Annotated in this window: 26 protein-coding genes and 2 tRNA genes; 13 read left to right on the top strand and 15 right to left on the bottom strand. The window is 72.3% G+C overall.

What is annotated here, in order from left to right; genetic code table 11:
• Positions 1–93: 93 nt before the first annotated feature.
• Positions 94–1,671 carry an ATP-binding protein gene (locus tag ACIPPM_RS12000; protein ID WP_401446072.1) on the bottom strand — a complete coding sequence of 526 codons (1,578 nt, stop codon included), beginning with the start codon at positions 1,669–1,671 and terminating at the stop codon, positions 94–96.
• Between the two features lie 116 nt (positions 1,672–1,787).
• Positions 1,788–2,819 (bottom strand): SEC-C domain-containing protein, encoded by a 1,032-nt coding sequence (locus ACIPPM_RS11995; RefSeq protein ID WP_401446070.1) that lies wholly within the window; start codon positions 2,817–2,819, stop codon positions 1,788–1,790.
• Between the two features lie 141 nt (positions 2,820–2,960).
• On the opposite strand from ACIPPM_RS11995, the gene ACIPPM_RS11990 reads away from it, so the two are divergent.
• Both ACIPPM_RS11990 and yidC read left to right on the top strand, forming a co-directional pair.
• A complete protein-coding gene (locus tag ACIPPM_RS11990; RefSeq protein ID WP_401446068.1) occupies positions 2,961–3,320 on the top strand; it encodes a DUF6412 domain-containing protein in 360 nt (119 codons plus the stop codon).
• A gap of 136 nt (positions 3,321–3,456) precedes the next feature.
• Entirely contained in the window at positions 3,457–4,155 is a 699-nt protein-coding gene (yidC, locus tag ACIPPM_RS11985) for a membrane protein insertase YidC (protein ID WP_401446066.1), read from the top strand.
• A 12-nt stretch (positions 4,156–4,167) separates the two neighbouring features.
• Here yidC and ACIPPM_RS11980 read toward each other — a convergent pair whose 3' ends face one another.
• The 3 genes from ACIPPM_RS11980 to ACIPPM_RS11970 form a co-directional block, all read right to left on the bottom strand.
• Positions 4,168–5,049, bottom strand: coding sequence for an LLM class F420-dependent oxidoreductase (locus tag ACIPPM_RS11980; protein WP_401446064.1), 882 nt, complete (start codon positions 5,047–5,049; stop codon positions 4,168–4,170).
• Between the two features lie 93 nt (positions 5,050–5,142).
• A complete protein-coding gene (locus ACIPPM_RS11975) occupies positions 5,143–5,619 on the bottom strand; it encodes a heme-degrading domain-containing protein (protein WP_401446062.1) in 477 nt (158 codons plus the stop codon).
• A complete protein-coding gene (locus ACIPPM_RS11970; protein WP_393603351.1) occupies positions 5,619–6,692 on the bottom strand; it encodes a Gfo/Idh/MocA family oxidoreductase in 1,074 nt (357 codons plus the stop codon). Before ACIPPM_RS11970 ends, ACIPPM_RS11975 begins: the two co-directional genes overlap by 1 nt.
• 56 nt (positions 6,693–6,748) lie before the next feature.
• On the opposite strand from ACIPPM_RS11970, the gene ACIPPM_RS11965 reads away from it, so the two are divergent.
• The 6 genes from ACIPPM_RS11965 to ACIPPM_RS11940 all read left to right on the top strand — a co-directional run bounded on the left by ACIPPM_RS11965 (position 6,749) and on the right by ACIPPM_RS11940 (position 12,530).
• Positions 6,749–7,879, top strand: a complete 1,131-nt coding sequence (locus ACIPPM_RS11965) for an ROK family protein (RefSeq protein ID WP_401446060.1) — start codon at positions 6,749–6,751, stop codon at positions 7,877–7,879.
• A 108-nt stretch (positions 7,880–7,987) separates the two neighbouring features.
• Complete coding sequence (locus tag ACIPPM_RS11960) at positions 7,988–9,070, top strand: hypothetical protein (protein ID WP_401446057.1); 1,083 nt, start codon at positions 7,988–7,990, stop codon at positions 9,068–9,070.
• A 144-nt stretch (positions 9,071–9,214) separates the two neighbouring features.
• Positions 9,215–9,994 (top strand): HAD-IIA family hydrolase, encoded by a 780-nt coding sequence (locus ACIPPM_RS11955; RefSeq protein WP_388994084.1) that lies wholly within the window; start codon positions 9,215–9,217, stop codon positions 9,992–9,994.
• A gap of 117 nt (positions 9,995–10,111) precedes the next feature.
• Complete coding sequence (locus ACIPPM_RS11950) at positions 10,112–10,747, top strand: hypothetical protein (RefSeq protein WP_401446054.1); 636 nt, start codon at positions 10,112–10,114, stop codon at positions 10,745–10,747.
• Between the two features lie 12 nt (positions 10,748–10,759).
• Positions 10,760–11,419 carry a class F sortase gene (locus ACIPPM_RS11945; RefSeq protein ID WP_401446052.1) on the top strand — a complete coding sequence of 220 codons (660 nt, stop codon included), beginning with the start codon at positions 10,760–10,762 and terminating at the stop codon, positions 11,417–11,419.
• Positions 11,420–11,525: 106 nt separating this feature from the next.
• Entirely contained in the window at positions 11,526–12,530 is a 1,005-nt protein-coding gene (locus ACIPPM_RS11940; RefSeq protein ID WP_401446049.1) for a glycoside hydrolase family 6 protein, read from the top strand.
• Between the two features lie 24 nt (positions 12,531–12,554).
• Here the strand turns inward: ACIPPM_RS11940 and ACIPPM_RS11935 are convergent, their stop codons facing one another.
• The 3 genes from ACIPPM_RS11935 to ACIPPM_RS11925 form a co-directional block, all read right to left on the bottom strand.
• Positions 12,555–14,489 carry a galactose oxidase-like domain-containing protein gene (locus ACIPPM_RS11935; protein WP_401446047.1) on the bottom strand — a complete coding sequence of 645 codons (1,935 nt, stop codon included), beginning with the start codon at positions 14,487–14,489 and terminating at the stop codon, positions 12,555–12,557.
• On the bottom strand, positions 14,486–16,363 hold the full coding sequence (locus ACIPPM_RS11930) for a glycosyltransferase family 2 protein (RefSeq protein ID WP_401446044.1): 1,878 nt from the start codon (positions 16,361–16,363) through the stop codon (positions 14,486–14,488). The genes ACIPPM_RS11935 and ACIPPM_RS11930 overlap by 4 nt, the downstream gene beginning before the upstream one ends.
• A 364-nt stretch (positions 16,364–16,727) precedes the next feature.
• Positions 16,728–16,801: transfer RNA gene (locus ACIPPM_RS11925), tRNA-Lys, on the bottom strand.
• Between the two features lie 185 nt (positions 16,802–16,986).
• On the opposite strand from ACIPPM_RS11925, the gene ACIPPM_RS11920 reads away from it, so the two are divergent.
• From ACIPPM_RS11920 to ACIPPM_RS11905, 4 genes are all read left to right on the top strand, one after another.
• Entirely contained in the window at positions 16,987–18,282 is a 1,296-nt protein-coding gene (locus ACIPPM_RS11920) for a peptidoglycan-binding protein (RefSeq protein WP_401446042.1), read from the top strand.
• A gap of 86 nt (positions 18,283–18,368) precedes the next feature.
• The gene (locus tag ACIPPM_RS11915; RefSeq protein WP_401446040.1) at positions 18,369–19,493 is read left to right on the top strand and encodes an SPFH domain-containing protein; all 1,125 of its coding nucleotides are present in this window, start codon (positions 18,369–18,371) and stop codon (positions 19,491–19,493) included.
• A gap of 133 nt (positions 19,494–19,626) precedes the next feature.
• Positions 19,627–20,241, top strand: coding sequence for a lytic polysaccharide monooxygenase (locus ACIPPM_RS11910; protein WP_401446038.1), 615 nt, complete (start codon positions 19,627–19,629; stop codon positions 20,239–20,241).
• Between the two features lie 117 nt (positions 20,242–20,358).
• Complete coding sequence (locus ACIPPM_RS11905) at positions 20,359–20,766, top strand: DUF3592 domain-containing protein (RefSeq protein WP_401446456.1); 408 nt, start codon at positions 20,359–20,361, stop codon at positions 20,764–20,766.
• Positions 20,767–20,815: 49 nt separating this feature from the next.
• Here the strand turns inward: ACIPPM_RS11905 and ACIPPM_RS11900 are convergent.
• From ACIPPM_RS11900 to ACIPPM_RS11870, 7 genes are all read right to left on the bottom strand, one after another.
• A tRNA-Lys gene (locus tag ACIPPM_RS11900) sits at positions 20,816–20,889 on the bottom strand.
• A 79-nt stretch (positions 20,890–20,968) separates the two neighbouring features.
• Positions 20,969–21,727 carry an IclR family transcriptional regulator gene (locus tag ACIPPM_RS11895; protein ID WP_401446035.1) on the bottom strand — a complete coding sequence of 253 codons (759 nt, stop codon included), beginning with the start codon at positions 21,725–21,727 and terminating at the stop codon, positions 20,969–20,971.
• A gap of 217 nt (positions 21,728–21,944) precedes the next feature.
• Positions 21,945–22,718: an ectoine/hydroxyectoine ABC transporter ATP-binding protein EhuA gene (gene ehuA / locus ACIPPM_RS11890; protein WP_401446033.1), complete on the bottom strand. Its 774-nt coding sequence runs from the start codon at positions 22,716–22,718 to the stop codon at positions 21,945–21,947.
• Positions 22,708–23,358 carry an ectoine/hydroxyectoine ABC transporter permease subunit EhuD gene (gene ehuD / locus ACIPPM_RS11885; protein ID WP_401446031.1) on the bottom strand — a complete coding sequence of 217 codons (651 nt, stop codon included), beginning with the start codon at positions 23,356–23,358 and terminating at the stop codon, positions 22,708–22,710. Before ehuD ends, ehuA begins: the two co-directional genes overlap by 11 nt.
• Entirely contained in the window at positions 23,355–23,999 is a 645-nt protein-coding gene (ehuC, locus tag ACIPPM_RS11880) for an ectoine/hydroxyectoine ABC transporter permease subunit EhuC (protein ID WP_401446029.1), read from the bottom strand. The genes ehuD and ehuC overlap by 4 nt, the downstream gene beginning before the upstream one ends.
• The gene (ehuB, locus tag ACIPPM_RS11875) at positions 23,996–24,925 is read right to left on the bottom strand and encodes an ectoine/hydroxyectoine ABC transporter substrate-binding protein EhuB (protein WP_401446026.1); all 930 of its coding nucleotides are present in this window, start codon (positions 24,923–24,925) and stop codon (positions 23,996–23,998) included. The genes ehuC and ehuB overlap by 4 nt, the downstream gene beginning before the upstream one ends.
• 65 nt (positions 24,926–24,990) lie before the next feature.
• On the bottom strand, positions 24,991–25,938 hold the full coding sequence (locus ACIPPM_RS11870) for a D-2-hydroxyacid dehydrogenase (RefSeq protein ID WP_401446023.1): 948 nt from the start codon (positions 25,936–25,938) through the stop codon (positions 24,991–24,993).
• A gap of 219 nt (positions 25,939–26,157) precedes the next feature.
• On the opposite strand from ACIPPM_RS11870, the gene ACIPPM_RS11865 reads away from it, so the two are divergent.
• Positions 26,158–26,889: a decarboxylase gene (locus ACIPPM_RS11865; RefSeq protein ID WP_388994039.1), complete on the top strand. Its 732-nt coding sequence runs from the start codon at positions 26,158–26,160 to the stop codon at positions 26,887–26,889.
• The last annotated feature ends 93 nt before the right edge of the window (positions 26,890–26,982 follow it).

The raw sequence follows: 26,982 nt of genomic DNA, 5'->3' as shown, positions 1-26,982 counted from the left end.
TGGCGAGATGGTCGACGACGGGGGTGGTCTCGGCGGTCACGGTGGTGGGGTCGGCCTCTCCGGTCGTGCGGGCAGGTGCGGTGGGCAGGCGGACTAGTTCTCGGCGCGGCCGAGTTCCGCCCTGACCGCGGACACGAGGACGCTGTTCCACAAGGCGACCCTGTCCGTCTGGTTGGCCCAGACCCGTTCCTTCTGGAAGATCTCGTTGAGCATCAGATAGAGAAGGCTCTTCAGGACCGGGGCGTCGTTGGAGCCGCCACGTCGGCCGCCGTTGAAGGCGTGCCGGTAGTCCTTGTTGAGGACGACCAGGCGCTCCTTGTGGTCGATCGTGAACAGCAGTTCGGCCGGGTCGACGCCGGGCGGCACGTCGAGCCTGGCCCAGGTGAAGGTGATGGGATCGTCACCTTCCAACTGCGGCAGCTCGTCCCGCAGTGTCCGCTTCAGCTTGGGGTCCATGCCCTTGCCGGGCGGGATGACGGCGGTGCGCCTGACCTCGGTCCGGCGCTTGGCGGCCTCCCGGTAGGTGGTCTCGGCCTCGTGGACGTATTCGGTGAAGGCGTGGCCGGTCTCCGGGAACACCGCCCGCTCCAGCCCTCGGGCGAAGGCCGGTGTGACCTGGACACCGTCCTTCTTGACGGTCAGGGCGAACACGTCGTTGCGCTCGGTGGGCAGGTCGATGGCGACACGGGCGAGGGCGAGATGGCCCTCCGGGGTCCGAGTGTCGTTCCAGCCGCCGGCCTGGACCAGACGGTCGTTGCGGTAGAGGTAGAAGCCCTGGCGTTCGGCGAGCGGTCCGATGCCGCGGTAGGCGACCAGCGGCGACTTCGGCGGCCATATGTGTGCGGTGAGTTCGACCTCGCCGACGCCCTCGACGGGCGCCACGTACGTCCGTGGGTACCCGGCCCGGCCCGGTACCCGGTAGCCGAAGGGATCGATCGGCTCCACGCCGCGATGGTCCAACTCCTCGCGGGTGTGGACGTCCTCGACGACGATGTCGATGTGGAAGCCGTCACGGGCGAGGAAACGGTGCAGGTAGAGGCCGAGATGGGTTTCCAGGCGCTCGATCGCGTCGTCGAGGTAGCGGTCCGTCTGGCCGTCGGTGATGGTCTCGAAGGCGCGTACCTGGTCCCATCGCACGATCGTGCCGTGCCAGCCGATGACGCCGTCGTAACGGTCCACCAGGCTCTGGCAGTACGTCGCGTCGACGATGTCGCAGGTGAAGTCGGCCTGTGCGCGGGCGGTGAGCCATCGGCGGCCCGCCGACGGGCTGCGCTTGGTCCGGCTGATCACGGTGAGGGAGTCCGCGTGGGAGAGGGAGGCGGCCTTCAGGCCCGCGCCGAAGTGCCCCAGTGCCCCGGCGGCGTACTCCTCACGGCCACCGACGGTCATCGCCGTGTCCAGGCCCTCTTCGTCCATGCCCCGGCCGTCGTCGATGATGAGCAGACCGACGAGTCGATCGCGGCCTCCCCGCTCACCGGTGTCCCTGAGGAAGCTCACGACGACGTTGGCGGCCCCCGCGTCGATCGAGTTGTCGATCAGGTCGGCGATGGCAGCCTCGAAGCCGTAGCCCTGGTGCGAGAGCGATTCGAACGACCGGGCCGCGGGCGGGAGCCGCTTGCTCCCGTCCGTGGGTACGTCGAACTGCCAGTCGGTGGTGGGCTGGAAGGGCATGCAGGTGTTCCTCGCGGGCCGGGACACGCCCAGATCGCATGCGGGCGTGCCAAGTCAACCGATCATATGTGACGCATATGTGAGCGACTGGTGGAGGAGTGGCGTGAGGGGGGAGTTCAGATCGCGGCCGGCGGCTCCGCCGCCCCATGGCACTCCCCGTACTCCCGCCCGCTCGCGCACCAACACCCCGCCCCCCGCTGCGGCGGCCAGGCCACTGCCAGTCCCCGCGCCGCCAGAGTCGTCGCGTACTGGGGAAGCAGCGCGGGGTCCGCCGGGGACGTGCCCTCGGAGGCGGCGAAGGCTTCGTAGGAGGGGACGGTGCCCGTGACGATGCCGAGGTTGGGGGTGCCGGAGGTGGCGAGTTCGGTGAGGGAGGTCTCTATGGTCGCGAGGTGGCCGGAGTGGGAGGGGTACTCGTCGGACAGGGTCGGGTACGCCGCCACGAGTTCCGTCAGTTCCGTGGACGGCCAGTGCAGGACCGCCACCGGGTACGGGCGGGACAACGCCTCGCGAGCCGTGGTGAGTTCGGCGCGGAGGCGGGAGAGTTCGGCCTCCAGTTCCGCGGGGTTCTCCGAGCCGAGGGACCAGACCCGCTTGGGGTCGTGGAGTTCGTCCAGGGAGACCGGGGAGGTGTGCAGGGTGTCGGCGAGGGCGTCCCAGGTGTCGTGCGGCAGGCCCAGCATGCGGCGGACGCGGTGGCGGCCGAAGAGCAGGGGGTGCGTGGCGTACGGAGGCTCCGGCACGTCCGTCAGGAGCAGCACCGCGCCCTCGTGGAACGTCTCGTGCGCCGCCTGGAGTTCGTCGTGCGACTCCAGCGCCTCCGCGACGATCACCCAGGGCGCCGCCTCCCGCGGAGCGGTGACGCGGATGCCGTCGATGATCGCGCGGGCCTCGGCCTCGTGGCCGTACTCCCACAGGTTGGCCGCCTTCAGGGCGCGGACGAGCTGCGGATGCTCCAGCGGGCCCGCGGAGGACAGCAGGCGGTCGTAGAGCGCGGTCGCCGCGGGGCGGGCGCCGGACAGTTCGAGGTGGGCCGCGGCGCGCAGCAGCAGGGCCTCCGCGTCCTCGGGGTACAGGCCGGCGGTCCGCTCCAGGCGTGCCGCTTCGGCGGTGTGGTCGACGTTCTCGGCAGCGGTGTCGGGGCGCATGGATGACACCGTACTGCCGAGGGGTGACAGCCGAGGAGGGCGCCCGACGAGGAGATTTCCCCAACTCCCGGCGAAGATCGGGAACCGGGCCGCGGCCCGCGCGCGTTGTACGGGGTGAACGGGCCTGTACAGCCTGTGGTCATGGGGTCGGGGAGCGTAGGGGGGGGTGCCGTCGTGACGAGTGGTCGTTCCGTCGTCGTGCGCGCCCTGCTGCCGCTGTTCGCCCTCGTCCAGCTGCTGGTGCTCCAGGCCGCGCTGCTCGGGTCGGGCGGTCTCACCACCGCCGTCGCCCTCGCCGCGACCACCGCCGCGGGCACCGCCCTCGTCCTCTGCTCGATGCTCACCGCCCGCCGCGTCCCCGCCGTCCCGCCGACGCGCGTCCGTACCGCGATACGCGACCGGGCCCGCCGCACGGCGTTCCTGGCGCAGCGCGACCCCGACGCGAGGGGGCGGCGCAGGCCACGGGCGCCCGGCAGGGTCCTGTCGACGACCTGCGCGTAGGGCCCGCGCGGCGAGCTCCGGCTCCCCGCCCCGCACCACTCTTCCTCCGCCCCGCCCGCGCGGGTCGTCCTGCCGTCGGCCGTTCCCGGCCGTATTCCGCATCCGGCACGACGCCACCCCGTTCGGAGGGCCACCCATGTCCGTCTTCGCCCGCCTGGTCGAGCAACTCGCCGACCTGCTCCAGCCGTTCTTCCACGCCTCCGCGACCGCCGCCGCGATCGTCCTGTTCACCGCGCTGGTACGACTGGCCGCCCATCCCCTCGCCCGCGCCGCCGCCCGGGGCCAGCGGGCCCGCGCCGCGCTCCAGCCGAGGATCGCCGAGCTGCGCAAGAGGCACGCCCGCGATCCCGAGCGGCTCCAGCGGGCGGTGCTGGAGCTGCACACCGAGGCGAAGGTGTCCCCGTTCTCCGGCCTGCTGCCCGGCCTGCTCCAACTCCCCGCGTTCTTCCTGCTCTACCACCTCTTCTCCAGCCCCACGATCGGCGACGGACCCAACACCCTGCTCGGCCACGACCTGCTCACCGCGCCCCTCGACGGCCACTGGGCCGACACCCTGAACACCGGGATGTCCGGCGGGGCCGGGCTGGTCTACCTGGTCCTCTTCGCCGTCGTCGCGGCCGTCGCCACCGTCAACTACCGGCGGGCCCGGCGGACGGCGGCCGAGAACCCCGTACCCGCGGGCGACACCGTGCCGGGGCTCGGCGCGGTCGGCAAGGTGGCCCCGTTCCTGTCCTTCCTCACCCTGGTGACCGTCGCCGTCGTCCCGCTGGCCGCCGCGCTCTACGTCGTCACCAGCACCACCTGGAGCGCGGCGGAGCGGGCGATGCTGACATGAGCGCAGGGACGGTCAGAAGAGAATGCCCGCCAGCTTCCGCCAGGCCGCGCGGGGCAGGTCATTCGGGGAGCCCTCGTGCACGACCTGGAGGGCGACATGGTCGGCGCCCGCGGCGAGGAAGGAGTTCACCATGTCCCGGATGCGGTCGTCGTCGCCCCAGGCATACAGCGCGTCGATCAGCCGGTCGCTGCCGCCGTCGCGCAGATCGTCCTCAGTGAAGCCGATGCGCAGGAAGCTCTTGGTGTAGTTGGGGAGCGTGAGGTACATGGCCAGGTGTTCGCGGGCCAGCGCGCGGGCGCGGGCCGGGTCCGTCTCCAGCACGACGCCCAGCTCGGGGGCCAGCAGGGGCTCCTCGCCCATCATCTCGCGGGCCTCTGCGGTGTGTTCGACGGTGGTGAGGTACGGGATCGAGCCGAGGGCCCGGTCGGTGGAGAGCATCAGGGCCTTCGGGCCGAGCGCCGCCAGCACCCGGCGCTCGGGCGGCACACCGGCGCCGTCGAGCTGGTAGAGGTACGAGACGAGCGCGGTGAAGGGGCGGTTGTACTGCTCGGCCAGCTTGGCGTGGCTCATGCCGAGGCCGAGGAGGAAGCGGCCGGGGTGAAGGGCGTCGACCTCGAAGTAACCGGCCGAGCTGGCCTTGGCGTCGTACTGCCAGATGCTCTGGATGCTGGTGCCGACGATCAGCCGGTCCGTCGTCTCCAGCAGCGGCAGCGCGTTGACGGGGGCGCTGGAGCCGCCGAGCCACGCGGTGCCGTAGCCGAGCTCCTGGAGTTCGGCCGCCGCCTCACCGATCTCGCCGCGCCGGGCCGGGTCCTCGTCGCGCAGGCCCACGCTCCAGATGCCGTACCGGCCGATCCGGGCCTTGGAGATGCTCCTGCTCGTCGCGTCGCTCATCGGATGGTTCCCTCCGGCTGGGTGTCGTGCCGTCGATCGTCGTGCACGACAGGGCCAACCGGAGGGAGCCGCGCGGTAGTCCCGCGCTACGGATCACTCGCCGAGGAACCGCTCCAGGGCCTCGACCACCAGGCGGTGGTCCTCGATCTGCGGCAGACCGGAGACGGTCACCGACCCGACGACACCCACGCCCGCCACGGTGATCGGGAAGGAGCCGCCGTGCGCCGCGTAGCGGTCGGGGTCCAGCCGGGACGAGTCCTCGAAGGTGGTGCCCTTGGCGCGGAAGCGCGAGCCGACCAGGTAGGAGGCGGAGCCGTAGCGCTCCACGACCCGGCGCTTACGGGCGATCCAGGCGTCGTTGTCCGGGGTCGAGCCGGGCAGCGCCGCGTGGAAGAGCTGCTGGCCGGAGCGGTGGATGTCGACGGCGATCGGCGCCTGCCGCTCCCGGCCCAGCTCGACCAGGAGGGAGCCCAGTGCCCAGGCGTCGTCGTGCGTGAAGGTACGGAAGACCAGGCGCTGTTCCTGCGCCTCCAGGTCCGCCACGCTCGGAGCGTTCTGCTGCTGTGCCATCAGAGGGTCACCGTCACCTTGTCGCGGGCGGAGCGGCGGGCCGCCTCGAGTACGTCGAGGGTCTCGGCGGCCTCCAGCGCGGTCACCGGGTTGGGGCCGGTGCCCCGGACGGCGGCGGCCACGGCCGCGTAGTAGGCGGGGTAGTCGCCGGGCAGCGTCTCGACGGCGGTGCCGCCGCCGGTGACCGGGGACTCCCCGGCGCCCAGGCGGCCCCACAGCGACTCCTCCTCGACGCCCCACGCGGCCTCGGTGCCGGGGCGGTCGCCGTCACGCAGCGCCGCCTCCTGCGGGTCCAGGCCGTACTTCACGAACCCGGCGCGCGAGCCGAGCACCCGGAAGCGGGGGCCGAGCTGGGCGGTGGCGGCGGAGACGTAGAGGTGCGAGCGGACGCCGCTCGCGTGGGTCAGGGCGAGGAAGGTGTCGTCGTCCGTCTCGGCGCCGTCCCGGCGGACGACCGCCTCGGCGTACACCTCGGTGACCGGGCCGAACAGCACCAGGGCCTGGTCGACGACATGGCTGCCGAGGTCGTAGAGCAGACCGCCGATCTCCGCCGGGTCGCCGGACTCGCGCCAGCCGCCCTTGAGCTGCGGGCGCCAGCGCTCGAAGCGGGACTCGAAGCGCCAGACGTCGCCCAGGTCCCCGTCGGCCACCAGCTTGCGCAGGGTGAGGAAGTCGTTGTCCCAGCGGCGGTTCTGGAAGACGGAGAGCAGCACCCCGTGCTCGTCGGCGAGGGCGGCCAGCTCGCGGGCCTCGGCGGCGGTGCCGGAGATCGGCTTGTCCACGACGACCGGCAGACCCGCCTTGATCGCGGCGGTGGCGAGCGGGACGTGCGTCTTGTTCGGGGACGCGATGACGACCAGGTCCAGCTCACCGGCGCGCTCGAGCAGCTCCTCGGGCGTGGCGGCGACGCGGACGTCCGGGAACTCGGCGCGCGCCTGCTCCTGGCGCTCGGGGTTCGAGGTGACGACCGTGTCCAGGACGAGGCCGTCCGTGGCGGCGATCAGCGGGGCGTGGAAGACGGAGCCGGCGAGGCCGTAGCCGATCAGGCCGACGCGGAGGGGTGTACCAGTCATGCCTCCTACTTTCGCAACGCTGTTGCCAAAGTGCAAGCGGCGGGGAGAATGGACCCGTGAACAGGACTGACAGGACGGGGCGCGACCCGGCGGGGGCGAATCTGCTCGCGGTGCGGTCGCACAACACCGCACTCGTGCTCGATCTGCTGCGCGGCGCCGGGCCGGACGGCATCAGCAGGCTGGAACTCGCCGAGCGCACGGGCCTCACCCCGCAGGCCGTCAGCAAGATCACCGCGCGGCTGCGGGAGGACGGCTTCGCCGCCGAGGCCGGCCGCCGGGCCTCCACCGGCGGCAAGCCGCGCACCGTGCTGCGGCTGGTCCCCGAGGCCGGGCACGCGGTGGGCGTGCACCTGGACCGGGACGAGTCGCGGGTGGTGCTGCTCGATCTGAACGGCACCGTGGTGGGGGAACGGCGCGGTGCGGTCGGCCTCGGCGGCGGCGCGGAGACGGTGCTCGCGCTGGTCGCGGACGAGGTGACCGCGCTGGTCACCGAGGTGCTGGGGCACGGTCTCGCGGACGCCGGGACGCTGCTCGGGGTCGGGGTCGCGCTGCCGGGCCCGCTGGACCACGTCGGCGGGGTGCTGCACCGGGTGACCGGCTTCCCGGAGTGGGAGGGGTTCGCGCTGCGGGACGCGCTCGCCGGGCGGCTCGGGGTGCCGGTGGTCGTCGACAAGGACACCAACGCGGCGGCGCTCGGACTGGCCGCGGGCGGCGAACGGGGGTCGTTCGCCTATCTGCACCTCGGTACGGGTCTCGGCGCCGGTCTGGTGATAGGCGGCCATGTGCACCGGGGGGCGCGCACGGGGGCCGGGGAGTTCGGGCACCAGGTGATCCAGCTGGACGGACCGCCGTGCGAGTGCGGGGACCGGGGGTGCCTGGAGGCGCTGTGCCTGGCGGCCGTCGGCCGGGGTGAGACCGCGGAGGCGGCGCGGGTGCTGGGGGTCGGGGCGGGGAATCTGGCGGGGCTGCTGGACATCGACCGGGTGCTGCTCGGCGGGCGGACCATCGCGTCGGCGCCGGAGGTCTACGTCCGGGGGGTCTCCGGGATTCTCGCCGCGCGGGCCCGGCGCGAGGGGCTGCCCGGCGAGACGGTCCCGGTCCGGCTGGCGCCGGGCGGGGAGCGGGTGGTGGCCGTGGGGGCGGGGCAGTCGCTGCTGGCGCCGGTGTTCGGGCGCGCGGGCGGCTGAGCGGGCCTGCCGGTTGGCGCAGCCCGGGTCCACTGATCGGGCGGAGATGCGGGGCGGGACGGAGCGGTGCGGTGGCGGGGGACGGGCTTCCGGCATGTTCATGTGTTCATGCGATTGTCCTCGGCCCTGTCGTCGTGCCTGTCCCGGTCCCGCGCCTCCGCGTCCGCCGCCGTACCCGCCTCGCTCTGTCTCGTCGCCGTCACCGCGCTCGCGCCCGTGTCGCCCGCGGCCGCGGTGGTCCCGTGCACGGCGGGCGACGACGGTTCCTTCCCGCTCGACACCCGTGTCCACGGCGGTCCCGCCACCTACGAGGCGGGTGGGGCGCCCGGGACCTGGTACATCGACCTCGTCAACTCCGGGTCGCAGGCGTGCGCCGGGGTCCACCCGGTCGTGGTCCTCGTCGACGACGAGCGGCTGCTGCGGCCGTCCCAGGCCAAACTCGACTTCTACGACGGCCACAAGCGCCGCCCGGTCCGGCTGGAGAGCACCGACCAGCAGGAACTGGTCGGCGTGGTCGGGGCCGACGGTTTCGCCGGGTACACGGTGGCGCCCGGCAAGACCGTCACCGTCAAACTCCGTCTGATGATCACCTCCGACGCCTTCGCCGACCACGTCACCGCCAAGGCGGCCCTGGTCCAGCGGCGCGGCCAGGACGGGGAATGGGTGGGGGAATCCGAGGACTACGTCTTCGACATCGACGGCGAGGAACCCGCACGCCGCCCGGACGAGCAGCGCGATCCCGGCCGCTCGCAGGGCCCCGTACCGCCGGACGAAACGAGCGGGTCCAGTCGCCCGGCCCGTCCGGCCGACACCGACGAGCCCGCCCGTCCGGTGGGTACCGACGAGCCTGTCCGGCCGGCCTCCACCGACGAGCCCGGCGACACCGCCGACCCGGACGAACCCGACGGCACCCCGGTCAGCCCCTCCCGGGCCCCCGACACCACGGAAGCGGGCGTCACCCCGGCCGCCGAGGAGCCGTCCGCCACGGAGTCCGCCACCACCGCCCCCCTGGCCCCCGTCGACCCCGACCCGGACGCCGACGGCGACGCCGATGTCGACGACCCCGACCAGCAGCCCGCCGAACTCGCCCGCACCGGCCAGGCCCTCCCGCGTGGCCTCCTCGCGGCGGTCGCGGCCCTCCTCGTCGTCCTCGGCGCCACCGCCCTGCTGCTGACGCGCAGACGCCCCTGACCTCGCCGGACACCCGAACCCGGCACCGGTTCCGCCACCCGACCCGACGCCGCGCCCCACACCCACCCCCCACCCCCGCAACCCCTCCCACCTCACTACCCTGGACCCGTCAGCCGTCGGCAGCGCTCGCAGGAGGACGTACGCATGGCAGACCGCAGGCCCATCGAGTCATGGCTCACCGACATGGACGGGGTGCTGATCCACGAGGGTGTGCCGATCCCCGGCGCCGACGCGTTCCTGAAGAAGCTGCGCGAGGCGGAGCGGCCGTTCCTGGTGCTGACGAACAACTCCATCTACACCGCCCGCGATCTGCACGCGCGGCTGACCAGGCTGGGCCTGGACGTGCCGGTGGAGAACATCTGGACCTCCGCGATGGCCACCGCCCAGTTCGTGGACGAGCAGCGGCCCGGCGGCAGCGCGTACGTCATCGGCGAGGCCGGGCTGACCACCGCGCTGCACGACGTCGGCTACATCCTCACCGACCACGACCCCGACTTCGTGATCCTGGGCGAGACCCGGACGTACTCCTTCGAGGCCATGACCAAGGCGGTCCGGCTGATCAACGACGGTGCCCGGTTCATCGCCACCAACCCGGACAACGTCGGCCCCTCCACCGAGGGCGCGTTGCCCGCCACCGGCTCGGTCGCCGCGCTGATCACCGCCGCGACCAAGAAGAAGCCGTACTTCGTCGGCAAGCCCAACCCGCTGATGATGCGCGCCGGACTCAATGTGCTCGGCGCCCACTCGGAGACCTCCGCGATGATCGGCGACCGCATGGACACCGACGTCCTCGCGGGACTGGAGGCCGGGATGCGCACCTTCCTGGTGCTCACCGGGGTCACCCAGGCAGACGAGATCGACCGCTACCCGTTCCGTCCGTCCAAGGTCGTCGACTCCATCGCCGACCTGGTGGACCTGGTCTGAGCTGCGGGTTTACCGCCACCTTCAAACCCGGTCCCACCCGTACGGAGCAACCGGACGCCCTGTGCGGATGCGGAGGCGCACCGGACGGGGGAACCTCCCAGTATCTGGAGGTTCACGATGGGCTCACTTCGCCTCACTCTCTGTACTGGAATCCTCGTCGCCGCCGCGTTCACGCCGGTGGCCCACGCGGCGGACGGCGACTCGCACGGCACCGGTGGGCTCACCGTGGCCCCGGCCATCCCGGTCCCCGGTACCGATGTGTCGCTGCGGGTGCGCGGCTGCACGGCGTCGCAGGGCACGGCGGTCTCGAGCGCGTTCGTCTCGGACGCCCGGCTGACCGGCGGGCAGGGCGACCTCTCCGGGGAGACCCGCGTCCGCACCTCGCTCAAGGCGGGCGCCTACGACGTGCGGATCACCTGCGCCGACTACTCGTTCACCGGCCGGATCAGCGTCGACGAGTCCGGGCACGGCACGCGCCCCGACACCGGCTCCGGCTCCGACTCGGGCCCCGGCTCCGGTTCCGGTTCCGGTGACGAGCCCGACACCGGGCCGTCCCCCGTCGCTCCGGTCCACGCGGGCGGCGGCGGTACGGCGGCCGGTGGAGGGGCCGACACCAGCACCCTGTTCGCCACCGTGGCCCCCACCGGCTCCGGCCCCGGCGCCGCCCAGGCCCTGACCGGGCTGGCCCTCGCCGGCTGTACGGCGGTCACGGTCGGGGCGCTCCGATCCCGGCGGAGCCGGAAGAACGGCTGAGCGGGAGCCGGAATGTCCGAGGAGCGAGGGCACACCACCGCCACCGGCCGCCTGATCACGGTCGTGGCCTGGGGCGTGCTGCTGCTCGGACTCTGGCTCTGGGGACGGGACGCGACCGGGCTGCCGGAGAACCCCGGCTCCACCGCGCACGGCGATGTGGCCGGACTCGGCGGCATCACCCTGCCCGCCCCGGCGACCCCGCTGTCCGACTCCGTCCCGCAACGCGTCGACATCCCCCAACTCGCCGTCCAGGCACCCGTGGTGAAGCGCGGCCTGGACAGCCGGGGCGGTATCGACCCGCCGCCCTTCGACCAGCCGGGGGTGGTCGGCTGGTACGGCGCCGGGACCACACCCGGCGCGGCCGGCACCGCGCTGCTCGTCGGCCATGTCGACACCGAGACCCGGCCCGCCGTCTTCTACCGGCTCAGCACCCTCGAACCCGGCGAGACCGTCCGGGTGGTCCGCGCGGACGGCAAGGTCGCCCGGTTCACCATCGACGACGTCGAGGTCCTCCCCGCCGACCACTTCGACGCCGAACGCGCCTACGGCACCCGCCACCCCGGCCGCGCCGAACTCCGCCTGATCACCTGCGGCGGCACCTACGACCGCACGAGCCGCACCTACACGGCCAACGTGGTCGTCTCCGCGTACCTCACCGGCACGGGAGCCTGAACACCCCTGACCGTCAAAGGCGTTGGCTTCCGCGTACTCCCATGTCCGGCACGGCCGGTATGCCAGGATTGGCCCTCGGGAACCAATGCGCCCAGGGGGGAATCGCATGTTCGAGAACTGGGGGACCCGGGCGTCCGTGGTGCTGCTGGGGGCGGCGCTGCTGACGGCCGGGTGCTCATCGGGAGGCCGTGAGGAAGGTGCCGGGGGAGCGCCGGTCACCCGGCGGCCCGCGTCCGCCGACCCCTACTGGGTCAACCCCGATGGCAACGCCGCCCGCCAGGTCGCCGCCTACGAGAAGGCCGGGAAGAAGACCGAGGCCGCGCGGATACGGCGGATCGCCGAGCAGCCCGTGGGGGAGTGGATCGGCCCGGAGAACCCGGAGCGGGAGGCGCGCGGGTACACCGAGGCCGCCGCGCGGGCCGGCCGTACCGCCCTGCTGGTGCTCTACGACATCCCGCACCGCGACTGCGGCCAGTACTCGCGAGGAGGCGCGGCCGACGGAGCCGCGTACCGGGCCTGGATCGGCGGAGTGGCGCGCGGCATCGGGGACCGGGCCGCCACCGTCGTCCTGGAACCGGACGCCCTGCTCCACCTGGTGGACGGCTGCACACCCGCGGAGTTCCACGAGGAGCGCTACGACCTCCTCAGGGGCGCGGTCGCCACGCTCACCTCCCTGAAGAACACCAAGGTGTACCTGGACGCGGGCAACGCGGGCTGGGGCCAACCCGACCAGATCTTCCAGCCGTTGAAGTCGGCGGGCGTGGCGGACGCCGACGGGTTCGCCGTCAACGTCTCCAACTTCTACTCCACCGAGGACTCCATCGCGTACGGCAAGCGGCTTGCCGCCGAGGTCGGCGGCAAGCACTTCGTCATCGACACCAGCCGCAACGGCAACGGCCCGTACACCGGGGGCGCCCCCGAGGAGCGCTGGTGCAACCCGCCGGGCCGCGCCCTGGGCCAACCCCCGACCACGAAGACGGCCGACCCCCTGGTCGACGCCTACCTGTGGGTGAAACGCCCGGGGGAGTCGGACGGCGAATGCAAGGGCGGCCCGAGGGCGGGGGCCTGGTGGCCGGAGTACGCCCTGAAGCTGACCCCCCAGACCCCCTAGGTCCCCCCGGACCCCCTAGTCCCCCTAGGGGACCCGTACCCACCGGGCCTTGGACGGCGTCCCCTGGTCGTCGTCCACGAACAGCATGTACCAGCCCGACTGCACCAGGTTCCGGTTCCCCGGCACCCGCACGGTGATCCGGTCGCCCGAGACACTGAAGTCCAGCGCGATCGACCGCTGGTCCACGTCCGTCACATGCGTGGCCGCGCTCGGCCGGATCAGCCGCACCTTGCGGATGCTCGGCGCGTGCTGCGAGACGAACGTCCCCGACCCGCCCCGCGCGATGCTCTGCGGCCCCGCGCCCAGCGAGGGCCGGGAGCCCCGGTACAGGTAGGGCGGGATGTAGATCTCGATCCGCTGCTCGAAGCTGCCCGGCCTGGTGTTCGCCCGATCCCCGTACAGCGGGTCGGAGCCGAAGAACATCACCCGCCCGTCCGGCAGCAGGATCGACCCGGAGTGGTAGTTCCGCCCCACCAGCGGATCGGCGACCCGGGTGAAGCGGTCACTGTCCGGGTGGTAGATCCGCGCCTGGAGGATGTCGGAGTCACCGCGCCCCCGGTAGTCCTCCGAACCGCCCGACACCAGCACGGTGTCGTCGGGCAGCACCGAAGCCTGCGGATACCGGGTGCCCTTCTCCAGCGAAGGCCCGTCCACGAAGCGCGGAGTCCGCGCCCTGAGGTCGATGAGCCGGGTCTTCCTGCTGGACAGCGCGGACTCGCCGACCCCGCCCCCGCCGATCACCAGGAACCGTTCGTCCTGCGCCGGAGGCAGCAGCACCGTGCCCGAGGTCTCCAGCCGGTCGGGATCGCTCAGCCCGGGCAGCTCGGTGAACTCGTTGCTGCCCACGTCCCAGACGCCGGGCTTGCGCCCCACGTCGTCCGGCCCGTACCCCGCGTTGGAGCCCGAGTAGAAGACCTTGCCGTTCTGCATCAGGAATAGCGCCGGATAGGTCGGGAACTGCCGGACCTTCGGGGTGTACGCCCACTTCTTCGTCGCCGGGTCGAAGACCTCGTTCTTGCCCGGCACCAACTGGCCGATGTCGTCCAGGCCGGAGACGCTGAGCACCTTGCCGTCCGACAGGGTGGTGAGCGTCGGGTACCAGCGGGCCTCGTTCATCGGGTCGACCTTGATGTACCGCTCGGCCACCGGATCGAACTCGAAGGCGTCGCGAATCCCCTGGAAGTCCTTCTTGTCGAGCGCCAGCTTCTGCGCGATGCCGTACGTGTTGCGCGCCTCGGCGCCGGTGAGCCCGCGCACCCGGTAGTTGTCCTGGGTGCCGGTCTCGTACCGGGTGCCGCTGCGCTGCGCCTCGACGTAGATCCGGCCGAGACCGGGGTCGTTGCGCAGATAGCGGCCCGCGCGGTCGAAGACCTTCCTGGCGCGCGGGACCAGCACCGGGTCCTTGGAGACGAAGGTGCGGCCGTTGCTCTTCCCGGTGAAGCGGGTGCCCGCGGGCAAGGTGACGGGGCGGTCCGGGTCCTCGTTGTGGACGATCATCAGACCGCCCGCCTTGGTGACGTCGCCCTTGAGCTTCTCGTACCGCTTGGTGCCGCCCGCGATCAGTAGCCGGCCGTCGGCGAGCTGGGTGTGGCCGGTGCAGAAGAGGTCCTTGGGGGTGGGGATCTTCTTGATCGTGCCCTTGACCGGGTCCCAGAGCCGGGTGTCGAACCGCTTCGCGTCGAAGTTCTCCTGCTTGTTGCCCGACCCCGCCACCAGCAGCACCTTGCCCGTCCGCAGCAGCGCCGCGTGGATGGTGTCCTGGCGGTACTCCGCGGGGAACTCCACGACCTCCCAGCGGCCGTTGGCGGCCTTGTACTCCGGCTTGTCGATCTTGTACTGGTGGTACCGCTCGGTGCTGAAGCGGTACAGCCACGGCCCGTTCATCCCGGCCAGCGCGAGGACCACCACGGCGCCCATCCCCAGTCGGCGGGCGCGGCGGCGGCCGGTGAGCTGCCTCATTCGTCACGCCCTCCGAGCCCGCCGACGGCGATCCGCAGGGTCTGCTCGCTGTCACGTGCCGTGCGCTGCACCGGGACACGTGGCGCGGGCGGCTGTTCCGGTACGGGCTCGTGGGCCGCGCCCGGCGCCCGCTCGCCCCGCAGCGACCAGCCCCACACCAGGATCGGCGAAGCCGTGATCAGCAGCGCGAAGACCGCCCAGGTGATCATCGCGGGGTGGGCGTGGCCCAGCGTGAAGCCCGCGGTGAGGGAGCCCGCGAAGACCGCGATGAAGAACCAGTGGATGCGGAACGTCCCGAACAGCGTGTCCGGGCTGGCCGAGTCGCCCTTGGGGGTCACCACGAACCCGCTCTTGCGGCGCAGCACCGCGTCCAGCAGCGAGCGGGCGTACACCGGCGCGGACAGCGCCGACATCATCATGCCCGCGATGCCGCCGGACCCCTCCGGCTCGTGCGGGGAGACGTTGTGCCGCCGGTTCCAGATGTACAGGCCGATCTGGAGCGCGGAGGCGTTGCCGTACAGCATCAGCCACACGGTGGGGTCGATGTTCACGCCCGAGGCGCCCAGGCCCAGGAACAGCGCGCAACTCAGGGCGGCCAGAATCCAGTTGAGGGCGGACATCGGGTAGAAGACGATCATCAGGGTGTAGTTGAGGAGCTTGCCCGGCGGCAGGGTGAACAGGCCCTTCCCGTACTGCTTGAGGATCGTCTCGTAGGTGCCCCGCGACCAGCGCAGCTGCTGGGTGAAGAAGTCGGTCCAGGCGTTCGGGCCCTCGCCCACCGCGAGCACGTCCGGGGTGTACACCGACCGCCACTTGCGGCCGGTGGCCGGGTTCGTGGCGCGGTGCATCTCGAAGCCGGTCGCCATGTCCTCGGTGATCGAGTCGTACAGCCCGCCGATCTGCTTGAGCGCGCTGATCCGCACCGCGTTGGAGGTGCCGACGAACATCGGGGCGCCGTAGCGGTTCCCGGCGCGCTGGATCAGCGCGTGGAAGAGGAACTGCTGCGACTCGGCGGCCTTGGTGACGAACGTGTCGTAGTTGCCGTACACCTGCGGGCCGATGACGAAGCCGACGTCCGGGTCCCGGAACCAGCCGAGCATCCGCTCCAGGTAGTTGGGAAGGGGCACGTGGTCGGTGTCGACGGAGGCGAAGAAGTCGTAGCCGTCGCCGTGCGCGTCCAGCCAGGCGTTGTAGTTGCCGTGCTTGGTCCGTGCGCGGTGCGGGCCCGAGGGCTGGTTCCACCTCGCCACGCCCTTGCGGCTGAAGTGGCGGACACCGAGCCGGGCGCAGACCTCCTTGACGGCCGGGTCGTCGCCCTCGTCCAGCAGCCAGACGTGCAGCAGGCCCCGGTGCCGCAGCCGGACAGCCGCCTCCAGGGTCCGGGTGACCATCTCCAGCGGCTCCTTGCCGGGCACGAAGGAGGTCAGGAACGCCACGCGGGTCCCGGCCTCGGGCACCACCGGCACCGGGTCGCGGGCGACGAGGGTGGCGTGCGCGTTGGACAGCACGTTCAGGCAGCGGAAGAACTCGATCAGGCCGATCGAGACCAGCATGACGGTGTCCAGCGCGGGCAGGAAGCCGTACGCCGGGTAGTCCCGCTCGGTCCAGTGCTCCGGCTGGAGCAGCCAGGCCAGCAGGACGAGCGAGAGCAGCGGGGCGGCGCCCAGCATGAGCGCGGCGCGAATCCGGTGCGGCTCCTGCGAGAGCAGCGAGCGGTAGCGCACGGTGTAGGGCTCGTCGGCGGGCGGCTGGGTGAGCGGGCCCGCGAGCCTGCTGTAGTGCTCGTAGTCGTATCTCGGCAGGCTCTCCGCGGCCCGGCCGGGCCGGTGCGCGATGGTTCTCGGTCTTGCGGTCCGTGACGGAGCGTCCGTCATGAGTCATCCCCCCACACGCGGGTCAGCGCGTGTTTCGTCAGTCCTTCCGCCCGCGACGGACCTCCCCAGGCCGTCGCGGGCGACTTCAAGGCATACGGCCGTGACCACGCCCTGACTCACCGTGAGCAGGGCAGGGAACGGCGATGCTCCGGTCGCGACGCGAGATGCCCCCCTGGGCGCGGTCCGCGACCGGCACTTCCCCCCAACTGCCGCGCTTCCACGGCATCGTGGACAACAGGGTTCTACGCCGACGAGCATGATCGCAAGATGCGAAACATGCTGTTTACCGGTCAAAACCGTTCATTGCGGTGACGGGAAACGCAAGCAGGCCCCCCGTTCGCACGGGGGGCCTGCTCGTTGTCTGTGCGCCGCCAGGGACTCGAACCCCGGACCCGCTGATTAAGAGTCAGCTGCTCTAACCAACTGAGCTAGCGGCGCTTGCTGACGGGAAAACTCTACAGGACCCACCGGGGTGCTCCACGCCACCTCCGATCGCCCGGACGGCGCCCGGCGGGGGCGTGTGCACCATTCGGACCGTCAACATGCGCGTCACGCGGACAGTTGTGAGACTGATCAACGTGCACACACGCGGACATATCCACCCCGAATGTGAGGCAGATCGCATGACCGCTCCGGTGTTCGAGGAGTTCGATCCGGTGAGCGACTGCGAGTGCCTCGGCTGCGTCCGGTGGCGGCGGCTCGCCCCCCGCCCGTCGTCCGCCCGTACCGGGGGCCGCCCGGCCGCCCGGGGCGCGGTGGTCGTGGCCGCCGCCGCGTCCGCCGTCCTCGGCGCCGTCCCCGCGGCCGGTGCGCTCACCCAGGCGCCGCCCCCGCACGCGGCCCCGCACCGCCCCGGCGCCCCGGCGGCGGACGGGGACTCCGCGACCCCGCAGGGCGGCACCGCACCCCTGCACGGCCCGGCCGGCTCACCCGCCCGGCCCCAGGCCAAGACCCCGGCCACCACCCGGACGGCGATCATCAACCGGGCCAAGCTGTGGGTCACCGCGCAGGTGCCGTACAGCATGACCAAGTTCTGGTCGGACGGGTACCGCCAGGACTGCTCGGGCTATGTCTCCATGGCCTGGGGGCTGCTCTCCAACGAGTGGACGGGCAGCCTGGGCCAGTTCGCGGTGAAGATCACCAAGGAGGAACTCCAGCCCGGCGACATCCTGCTCTTCCACAACCCCGCCGACCCCCAGGGCGGCTCGCACGTCGTGCTCTTCGGCGGCTGGACCGACTACACCCACACCGCCTACACGGCGTACGAGCAGACGCCCCCGCACACCCGCCGCCAGAGCACGCCCTACCCCTACTGGAACAACACCACCAAGTACGTCCCCTACCGCTACAAGGGCGTGACCGCGGGGACTGCGGGCGCCGAGCCGACGACCGCCCCGGTGCCCTTCCCCGGCACCAAGTACTTCGGGCCCGGCGCGAACAACAAGTACGTCACCCAGCTCGGCGAGATGCTGGTGACCAGGGGCGGCGGCTCCTACTACGCGACGGGACCCGGCCCGGTCTGGGGCGAGGCCGACCGGCGCGCCACCCAGGCGTTCCAGAAGGCCCAGGGCTGGACCGGCGCCGACGCAGACGGGCTGCCCGGCCCGCGCACCTGGGAACTGCTGGTCACCGGTGGCGGCAAGGACATCGCCCCCGGCGGGAAGGCGAACCCCGGCGGGGTGCCCGCCTTCCCCGGCAAGGACCGTTTCCGGCCGGGCGCGAACAACCCCTCTGTCACCCAGCTGGGGCGGCAACTGGTGAAGAAAGGATTCGGCAGGTTCTACGCCACCGGGCCCGGACCGCGCTGGAGCGAGGCGGACCGGCGGGCCGTGGAAGCCTTCCAGCGCGCCCAGGGCTGGCGCGGCGGAGCGGCGGACGGCTATCCGGGCCCCGAGACCTGGCGCCGCCTGTTCGGCTGAGACGCCCGGTCACCCTGGGTCCCGAGTCGGCGCGGGACCCCGCATCCCTTGTCATGACGCACCCGGCGCGGAGGCTGGAGGCACCCATGAGCACGACCACATCACACACCCATGAGCCCGAGGAACACCCGGAGAGCCTGCCGGGCGGCGCGGGGACGGCCGTCCGGTCGCCCCGGCTGATCCACAACGAGGCGACCACCGAGATCCCCGTCCATCTGCTCTTCCGTGACGAGCCCGCCCCCGCCGCCGAGGCGCGGCGGCCCGCCGTGGTGAACCGTCGGCAGGGCACCGGCGAACACCCCCGGCTCGGCCGTCCGGCCCCCGTCCGCAGACGGCCCGAGCTGCGCCCCGACCCGGAACTCCAGGAACGTCCCGCGCGGGTGCTGCCCGGCGCGGCCGGGGTGGTGGCCGGGCTCGGCGGGGTCGCCGGATGCCTGGCCACCACCTGGTGGGCCGGGGTGCTGCCCGGGGAGCTGCTCGGCCCGCACCCCGGCGCGGGGCTCGGTGCCGCGCAGTGGGCGGCGTACGCGGGCGCCGGGACGCTGGGGCTGTTCGGCTTCGGGGGGCTGGCGCGCGGGCGCACCGGCCGGGCCTGGGTGCTGGGCCTCTTCGGCCGCTACCGGGGGACGGTCCGGCGTACCGGCCTGCTGTGGATCAACCCGCTGCTGCGGCGGCGCCGGGCCGATGTGCGGCTGCGGCACTGGCGCAGCGGCGCGGTGCCCGCGGCCGACGCGAACGGGGTGGCGCTGCGGGTGGTGGTGCTGGTGGTGTGGCGGGTGCGGGACACCGCGCGGGCGCTGCTCGGCATCGAGGAGCACGAGACCTACCTGCGCGAATGCGTGGAGGCCGCGCTCGCCCGGGTCCCGGTGGAGCTGCCCGGCGGGGCGCGCAGCGGGGCCGACGCGGCCGGGGACGCGCTGACCCGGCTGGTGGCGGCGGACGTGGCGCCGGTCGGGGTGGAGGTGTTCTCCGTGCAGCCGGTCCGGGTGGAGTACGCGCCCGAGGTCGCCGCCGCCATGCACCGGCGCCGGATCGCCGCGCTGGACGCCCAGCAGCGGGCCACCATGCTCAGCTCGGTGGTGGACTCGGTCGAGGACACCGTCACCCGGCTCACCACGCGCGGGCTGGTCGAGCTGGACGACTACGAGCGCAAGGCGCTGGTCCGGGATCTGACGGTGGCGTTCTGCTCGGCCCGCGCGGAACCGGCCTGACGCGTGCCGCCGGATGGTATGGACACGTTCAACTCCCGGTAATAATCTGACACTTGGTCTGGACCTATCGCACCGTCACCGCACAGCGCGGCTCAGTGAACCTTCCCCCACGACGTTCCCCAGGAGCGGCAGCATGCGTACCAGGACCAGGTTGTCAGCGTTGTCCGCGGCCGTGCTCGGCATGGCCACGGCCGGCGCGTTCGTACTCTCCACCGGCGGCGCCAGCGGCCACGGCTACACCGACCTCCCCGTCAGTCGGCAGAAGCTCTGCCAGAACGGCTCCGTGGCCAACTGCGGCGACATCCAGTGGGAGCCGCAGAGCGTCGAGGGCCCCAAGGGCTTCCCCGGCTCCGGCCCCGGCGACGGCCAGCTGTGCGGCGGCGGCAACAGCCGCTTCGGCCAGCTCAACGCCCCGAACACCCCCGGCGGCGGCGCGTGGCCCACCACCCGGGTCACCGGCGGCCAGTCGTACACCTTCCGCTGGCAGTTCACCGCCATGCACGCCACCAGCGACTTCACCTACTACGTCACCAAGCAGGGCTGGAACCAGAACCACGCCCTCGCCCGGTCCGACCTCAACCTGACCCCGTTCCTCTCGGTGCCGTACAACGGCCAGCGCCCGCCGTCCACGCTCAGCCACAGCGGCACCCTGCCCCGGGGGCTGACCGGCCACCACATGATCCTCGCGGTGTGGAACGTGGCCGACACCACGAACGCCTTCTACGCCTGCTCGGACGTCACATTCTGAGCTTCGCTTGAGGCCAACCGCCCTGTCCCATGGGTACGTTCACGGCACGCCGGTCCACCGGAGCGGCGTGCCGACCCAGGGGGCCTGATGGACGCGTTTCTCTACCTAGTGCCCGGAGTGATCTTGACCGGGTGTGTCTTCGGTGCGGTCCAGGTGATCCGCCGCGCCCTGCGCACCAGCCGGACGTGGGCCCACGGCCTGACCGCCGAGGGGCGCTGCCTCAACACGTACATGAAGACCAGCGGCGGCAACGACGCCGCCGTACGCAGCACGCTCCACCACGTCTACGAGTTCACCACCCGCGAGGGCCGGCGGTTCCGGTTCGACGAGGTCGGGGGCGACTCTACCGTGGTGGCGGGCGACCATGTGGTGGTGCGCTATCTGGCGGAGCGGCCGCAGTGGGCCACCGCGCTCGAGCCGTCCCGGGGGCGGCTGATCCTCGGCACCGGGGTGCTGGTCGCCTTCCTCGGGGCGATGGCCGTGGGCTGCGTGCTCTTCGCCGTGTCGGCGCATTCGGCCCTGTAGGAAAACGCTGAGGGGCGGATCGGTTTCCCGACCCGCCCCTCAGCAGATGTGCGCCGCCAGGGACTCGAACCCCGGACCCGCTGATTAAGAGTCAGCTGCTCTAACCAACTGAGCTAGCGGCGCGTGACTCTCGCCTTCCGCTTCTCGCGGCTGGCGACAGAGAAAATACTACCTGGTCCCCGGGGGTGCTCCGGACCACCTCTTACAGGGTGAGCGAGAGCAGGACCGGGGCCGCGTGCCGGTTGAGGGCGTCCGCGGCCTGGCGCAGCCGGTGCGCCCGCTCCACCGGCAGGGACACGGCCAGACAGCCCACGGAGGCTCCGGCGGTGATCGGGACGGCCGCGCACACCGTGCCGACCGCGTACTCCTGGAGGTCCAGCACGGGGACCGTGGGCGACTGGGACTCCAGCCGGGAGAGCAGCAGCTTGTCGCTGGTGATCGTGCGCGAGGTGAGCCGGGCCATCCGGTGCCGGGAGAGGTGGTCGCGCCGGGCGTCGTGGTCCAGCTGGGTCAGCAGGCTCTTGCCGACGGCGGTGGCGTGCGCGGAGGAGCGGAAGTCGACCCACTCGTTGACCGCGGGGGCGCCCGGTCCGGCCGCGTACTGGGTGACCTGGACCTCGCCGTCCTCGTACCGGCTGATGTAGACGGCCGCGCCGACCGAGTCGCGCAGCCGGTCCAGGGTGTGCTGGAGCTTCTCGCGCAGGGCGCGCTCGTGGCCGTGGGCCGAGGTGAGGCGGCGCAGGGTGTCGCCGGTGACGTAGGCGCCGTCGGCGGTCCGCTCGACGTACCCCTCGCGGCGCAGCATGCGCAGCAGGGCGGTCAGCCGCCCGGAGTCCAGACCGGCCTCGCGGGCCAGCCCGGTACCGGCGACCCCGGCGGGGTGGCGGGCCACGGACTCCAGCACGCGCAGCGCGTCCTGGGCCGAGTGGTACGGGGCGGTCGGCTCGTGCATCAGCGCCACGGTTTCCCCCTGCGCTCGCTTCCTGGGCCGCGAGATCCGGTCGGCGGATCGCTTCCACGGTAGCGGCCGAGCAGCGGGCGGGGAGGGGGTGTTGACGAGATCCGAGGGCCGCCGACGCCCCTCCGAGCTGCGGAGGCGACCCGCTGGCATATGCCCGAGGCATCATCCAGTGCCTGGACCTCGGCTTCCCGCCTTCACCCTCCTCCGCGCCCGGCCGCTACAGCACCGCGCTGAGGAATTCCCGCGTCCGCTCCTGCTCCGGGTCGCCGAAGATCTTGTCCGGCGGCCCTGACTCCACCACGCGTCCCTGGTCGAACATCAGCACCTGGTCGGAGATGTCCCGCGCGAAGCCCATCTCGTGGGTGACGCAGAGCATGGTGATGTCGGTGCCGCGCGCGATGTCCCGCAGCACGTCCAGCACGCCCGCGACCAGCTCCGGGTCGAGCGCGCTGGTCACCTCGTCCAGCAGCAGCACCCGCGGCCGCATCGCCAGCGCCCGCGCGATCGCGACCCGCTGCTGCTGGCCGCCGGAGAGCCGGGTGGGCCGGGCGTCGAGCTTGTCGGAGAGCCCGACCAGCTCCAGCAGCTCGCGGGCCCGCGCCTCCGCCTCGTCCTTCGACAGCCCGAGCACCTGGACCGGCGCCTCGGTGATGTTGCGCAGCACGGACATGTTCGGGAACAGGTTGAAGTGCTGGAAGACCATCCCGATCTTCTTCCGCACCTCCCGGACCTGCTTCTCCGGCGCCGGGAACAGGGCCTGGCCGTCCACCGTGATGGTGCCCTCGTCCGGCTCGGTGAGGGTCATCAGCAGCCGCAGGATCGTGGTCTTGCCCGACCCGGAGGGGCCGATCAAGGTCACGTGTCTGCCCGCGTCCACGGCGAAGTCCAGCCGGTCGAGCACGGTGTTCGCGCCGAAGCGCTTGGTGACCCGCTCCAGCCGGATCAGCTCACCGGACTGGTGCTGCTTCGGCAGGGTGATGTCAGCGGACAAGGCGTCGCTCCAGTGCTCGCAGAAGAAGGGAGGCCAGGTAGGAAAGGACGATGAAGGCCACGCCGATCACGGTCAGCGGCTCGGTGAACTGGAAGTTCGACTGCGAGAACAGCCGGGCCCGGCCGAGCATCTCCAGCACGGTGATCACCATCAGCATCGGGGTGTCCTTCAGCATGGAGATCACGTAGTTGCCGAGTGCCGGGATCACCCGGCGCAGGGCCTGCGGCAGGATCACCGCGGTCCAGATCCGCCGCCGGGGCAGGCTCAGCGCGGTCGCCGCCTCCCACTGGCCGACCGGCACGGCCTCGATCCCGGCCCGGTAGACCTGCATGGTGTACGTCGAGTAGTGCAGCCCGATGGCGAAGACACCGGTGGTCAGCGCCGAGAAGGTCACGCCCCACTCGGGCAGCACGTAGAACAGGAAGAAGAGCTGCACCAGCAGCGGGGTGTCCCGCACGAACTCGGTGACCACGCCCACCGGCCAGCGCACCCAGCGCGAGGGCACCCGCATCAGCAGCGCCCACCCCAGCCCCAGCGAGAACGACAGCAGCGAGCCGAGCGCCACCACCTGGAGCGTGACCAGCAGACCCCGCCAGAAGTACGGCATGAAGTCGCTCACGGCGTTCCAGTCCCACGTCACGCGGCACCACCCTTCAGCCGCTTCTCCAGCGACCGCATCAGCCGGGTCAGCCCGAACGCGATCACGAAGTAGACGAGCAGCACGTACGTGTAGATCTCCGCGCTCTGCTGGAGGGCGAGCCGCACCAGGTTGGCGCTGAAGGCAAGGTCGCCCATGCCCATCACCGACACCAGCGCGGTGCCCTTGAGCAGCTCGATCAGCAGGTTGGAGAAGGGCGGGATCATCTCCGGCACCGCCTGCGGCAGCAGGATCAGCCTGAGCCGCTGCCAGGGGGTGAAGCCGAGCGCGATCCCGCCCTCGCGCTGGGCCGGGTCGACCGCGTTCAGGGCGCCGCGCACGATCTCCGACCCGTACGCGCCGTACGTCAGCCCGAGCGCCAGCGTGCCCGCCCACAGCGGCACCAGCTGCCAGCCGAAGGCGATGGGCAGCACGAAGAACACCCAGAAGATCATCACCAGCGCCGAGGTGCCGCGGAACACCTCGGTGTACAGGCCCGCGAGGAAGCGCACGAGGCGGCTCCGGTAGGTGCGCGCGATGCCGACGGCGAAGGACACCGCCGTCGCCAGCAGCCCGCTCAGCACGAGGAGTTGGACGGTCGTCCAGACGCCCCGGAGGACGAGTTCCCACAGTCCCGAGGTCATCCGCCGCACAGCTCCTTCGCGGTGAGGTCCGTCATCTCGGCCGCGGTGAACCCGAACGGCGCGAGGATGCGCAGCAGTTCACCGGTCCGCTTCAGCTCGCGCAGTTCGGTGTTGAAGGCGTCCCGCAGCCGGGTCTCGACCGGCCGGAACGCGAACGCGCCCCCGTCGACGTGTGGTTCGCCCTTCACCAGTGGCGCGAACGGCTCGGTGGACTCGGCCTTCCGGGACTTCTTCACGACCTCGCGGGTGGTGAGCGCCGTACCGGCGAACACGTCGACCCGCCCGGCCTCCACCGCGTTCAGCCCGGCGACCTGGTCGGGCACGATGAGGATGTCGGACTCCTTGTAGCCCGCGTCCACGGCGTACTGGATCTCGGCGTATCCCGCGCCGGTGGCGAACCCGGCCTTCTTCTCCACCACGTCCCGGTAGGAGCGCAGGCCCTCGGGGTTGCCCTTGCGGACGATGAAGGCGTCCTTCATCTGGTAGTCCGGGTCGGCGAAGATGACCTGGCGGCAGCGCTCGGCGTTGACGTACATCCCGGCGGCCACCACGTCGAACTGCTGGGAGTTCAGGCCGGGTATGAGCGAGCCGAACTCCGTCGGCACCGGCTGCACCCGCTCCACCCCGAGCCGCTTGAAGATCACCCTGGCGAGTTCGGGCGCCTCCCCGGTGAGCTTCCCGTCCCGGTCGATGAACCCGAAGGGCACCTCACCGGCGATCCCCAGCCGCACGACACCCTGGGCGCGCAGCCGGTCCAGCAGGTCGCCGCCCTTCTCGCCGGACGCGGCCGCCACCCGCGTACACCCCGACGCCCCCAGCGCACCCACCCCGCCCAGTGCCAGCGCCCCCAACAGCACCGCCCGTCTGTCTCTCAGGGGCACCGGCGGCCGGATTCTTTCCGTGTCCTTGCCAAGTCGAGAAGCCATGGCGGCGCCGCTACCCAGGCCCGCACGGGTCATGCGCGCCGATTTCCCGCCACACGCTGGGGAGTTCAGTGTCCGGGGACGTAACCGCGCTTCTTGTCCACCACGTTGACCAGATCTCTTCCGGCCGCCCAGCGCTCGTACAGGTCCACGAACTGCGCGCCCAGTTCGTCCCGCCAGCCGACCGTGTCGCCGCTCATGTGCGGGGAGGCGAGCAGGCCGGGAAGGTCCCACAACGGGCTGTCGGCGGGCAGGGGTTCGGTGGTGAAGACGTCCAGCGCGGCGCCCGCGATCCAGCGTCTGCGCAGCGCCTCGGTGAGCGCGGCCTCGTCCACCAGTTCGCCCCGGCCGACGTTGACGAAGACCGCCGAGGGCTGCATCACGCCGAAGCGGTGCGCGTCGAACATGCCACGCGTCTGCTCGGTCAGCGGGGCGGCGGCGATCACCCAGTCCGCGCGGGCGATCAGCCGGTCCAGGTCGGCCGGGCCGTGCACGCCGGTCCGCGGCACCCGGCCCACCAGCGCGGGCGTCACCCCGAGTGCCTTCAGCGTGGCGGCGATGGCCCGGCCGATCGGCCCGGAGCCGACCACACAGGCACGGGTGCCCGCCACCCGGCGGGTCTCCCGGTGCCGCCAGACGCGGTCCCGCTGGAGATCCACCGTGCGGGGGAGGTCCTTGGCGGCGGCCAGTACCAGCGCGGCCACGTACTCGGCCATCGGCTGGTCGAAGACACCGCGCGCGTTGGTCACCACCGTTTCGGAGGCGGCCAGTTCGGGGCAGAGCAGATGGTCCACGCCCGCGCTCGCCGTGTGCACCCAGGCCGGGCGCCGCCCCTCACCGGGCCAGGCGGCGCGTACCGCCCGCGAGCGGAAGTCCCACACCAGCAGCGCGTCCGCCTCCGGCAGCAGCGCGGCCAGACCCGCCTCGTCGGTGTGCAGCACCCGGGCCCGGCCGGTGAGCCTGCCCAGCCTCGGCGGCGGATCGGCGTCCAGGACCAGCAGGGTGGGGATGGTCATCGGCCCGACACCTCCCGTCTCCCGCGCGGTCGCCCACGCTGGCACGCGCCCCCGGCGCCGTCAACGGGCCGCGCCCTCCAGGGGACGATCCGGCCTCCGCTGGGTACCCGCACCCGGAGCGGGGGTGCCCGTACCGCCGTGCGGGCCACGCGGGGCTCCCTCGCGGGAAGCGGGGGAAGACGCAGGGAACAGCCCTGAGTAACACGGAGAAAGGCCGACATGACAGCAATCGGATTCCTCTGCCCGGGCCATCGCGGCGAGGACGACTACCCACGCGTCGAGCAACTGCTCGCCGGTGCGGTCCGGCTGGACCTGGTGCACACCGGCACCGGGGAGGACGCCCACGCGGTGGACCCGCTGCACGGCGCGGACTTCGCCGGACGGCTCACCGCGGCCATGGAGGGGCTGCGGCTGACCGGCGCCGAGGCGGTGGTCTGGACGAGCCCGGCGGGCGGCTTCGCACACGGCTGGAAGGACGCGCACACCGAGGCGACGGAACTGGCCCGGCAGGCCGGACTCCCCGCCTCCTCCACCTCGCTGGGCTTCGTGCACGCCGCCCAGGCGCTCGGCGTCCGCAAGGTCGCCGTCGCCCACGCCTACCCGCCGGACACCGCCGCGCTCTTCCGCGCGTTCCTCACCGACGGCGGCCTGGAGGTGACCGGGACCGACGAGCCCGACGCCCTGACCGCCGAGCGGGCCGTGGACGGCGGCGAGGCGGAACTGCTCGCCCTGGCCCGCGCCGCCGACACCCCGGACGCCGAGGCGGTGCTGCTGCCCGACACCGCGCTGCGCACCGCCGCCCATCTGTCCGCGCTGGAGGCCGCGCTCGGCAAGCCGGTGCTCACGGCGTCCCAGGTCTCGGTGTGGGAGGGACTGCGGCTGGCCGACCGCCGACTGCACACCGACACCCTCGGCACCCTCTTCACCCGGGAGCCCGTCGCACAGCTCTGACGTCGGAGTCCGACCAGGAGCCCGGCCCCGCCGGGGGAATAAGCGGGGACAGCCTCCTGTTACGGCACGCAGGACAGAGCACGCCGTAAACAG

It is taken from the genome of Streptomyces sp. NPDC090119 (assembly GCF_044747085.1).
GTDB lineage: Bacteria > Actinomycetota > Actinomycetes > Streptomycetales > Streptomycetaceae > Streptomyces.
This window is presented reverse-complemented; position numbering and strand designations above follow the sequence as displayed.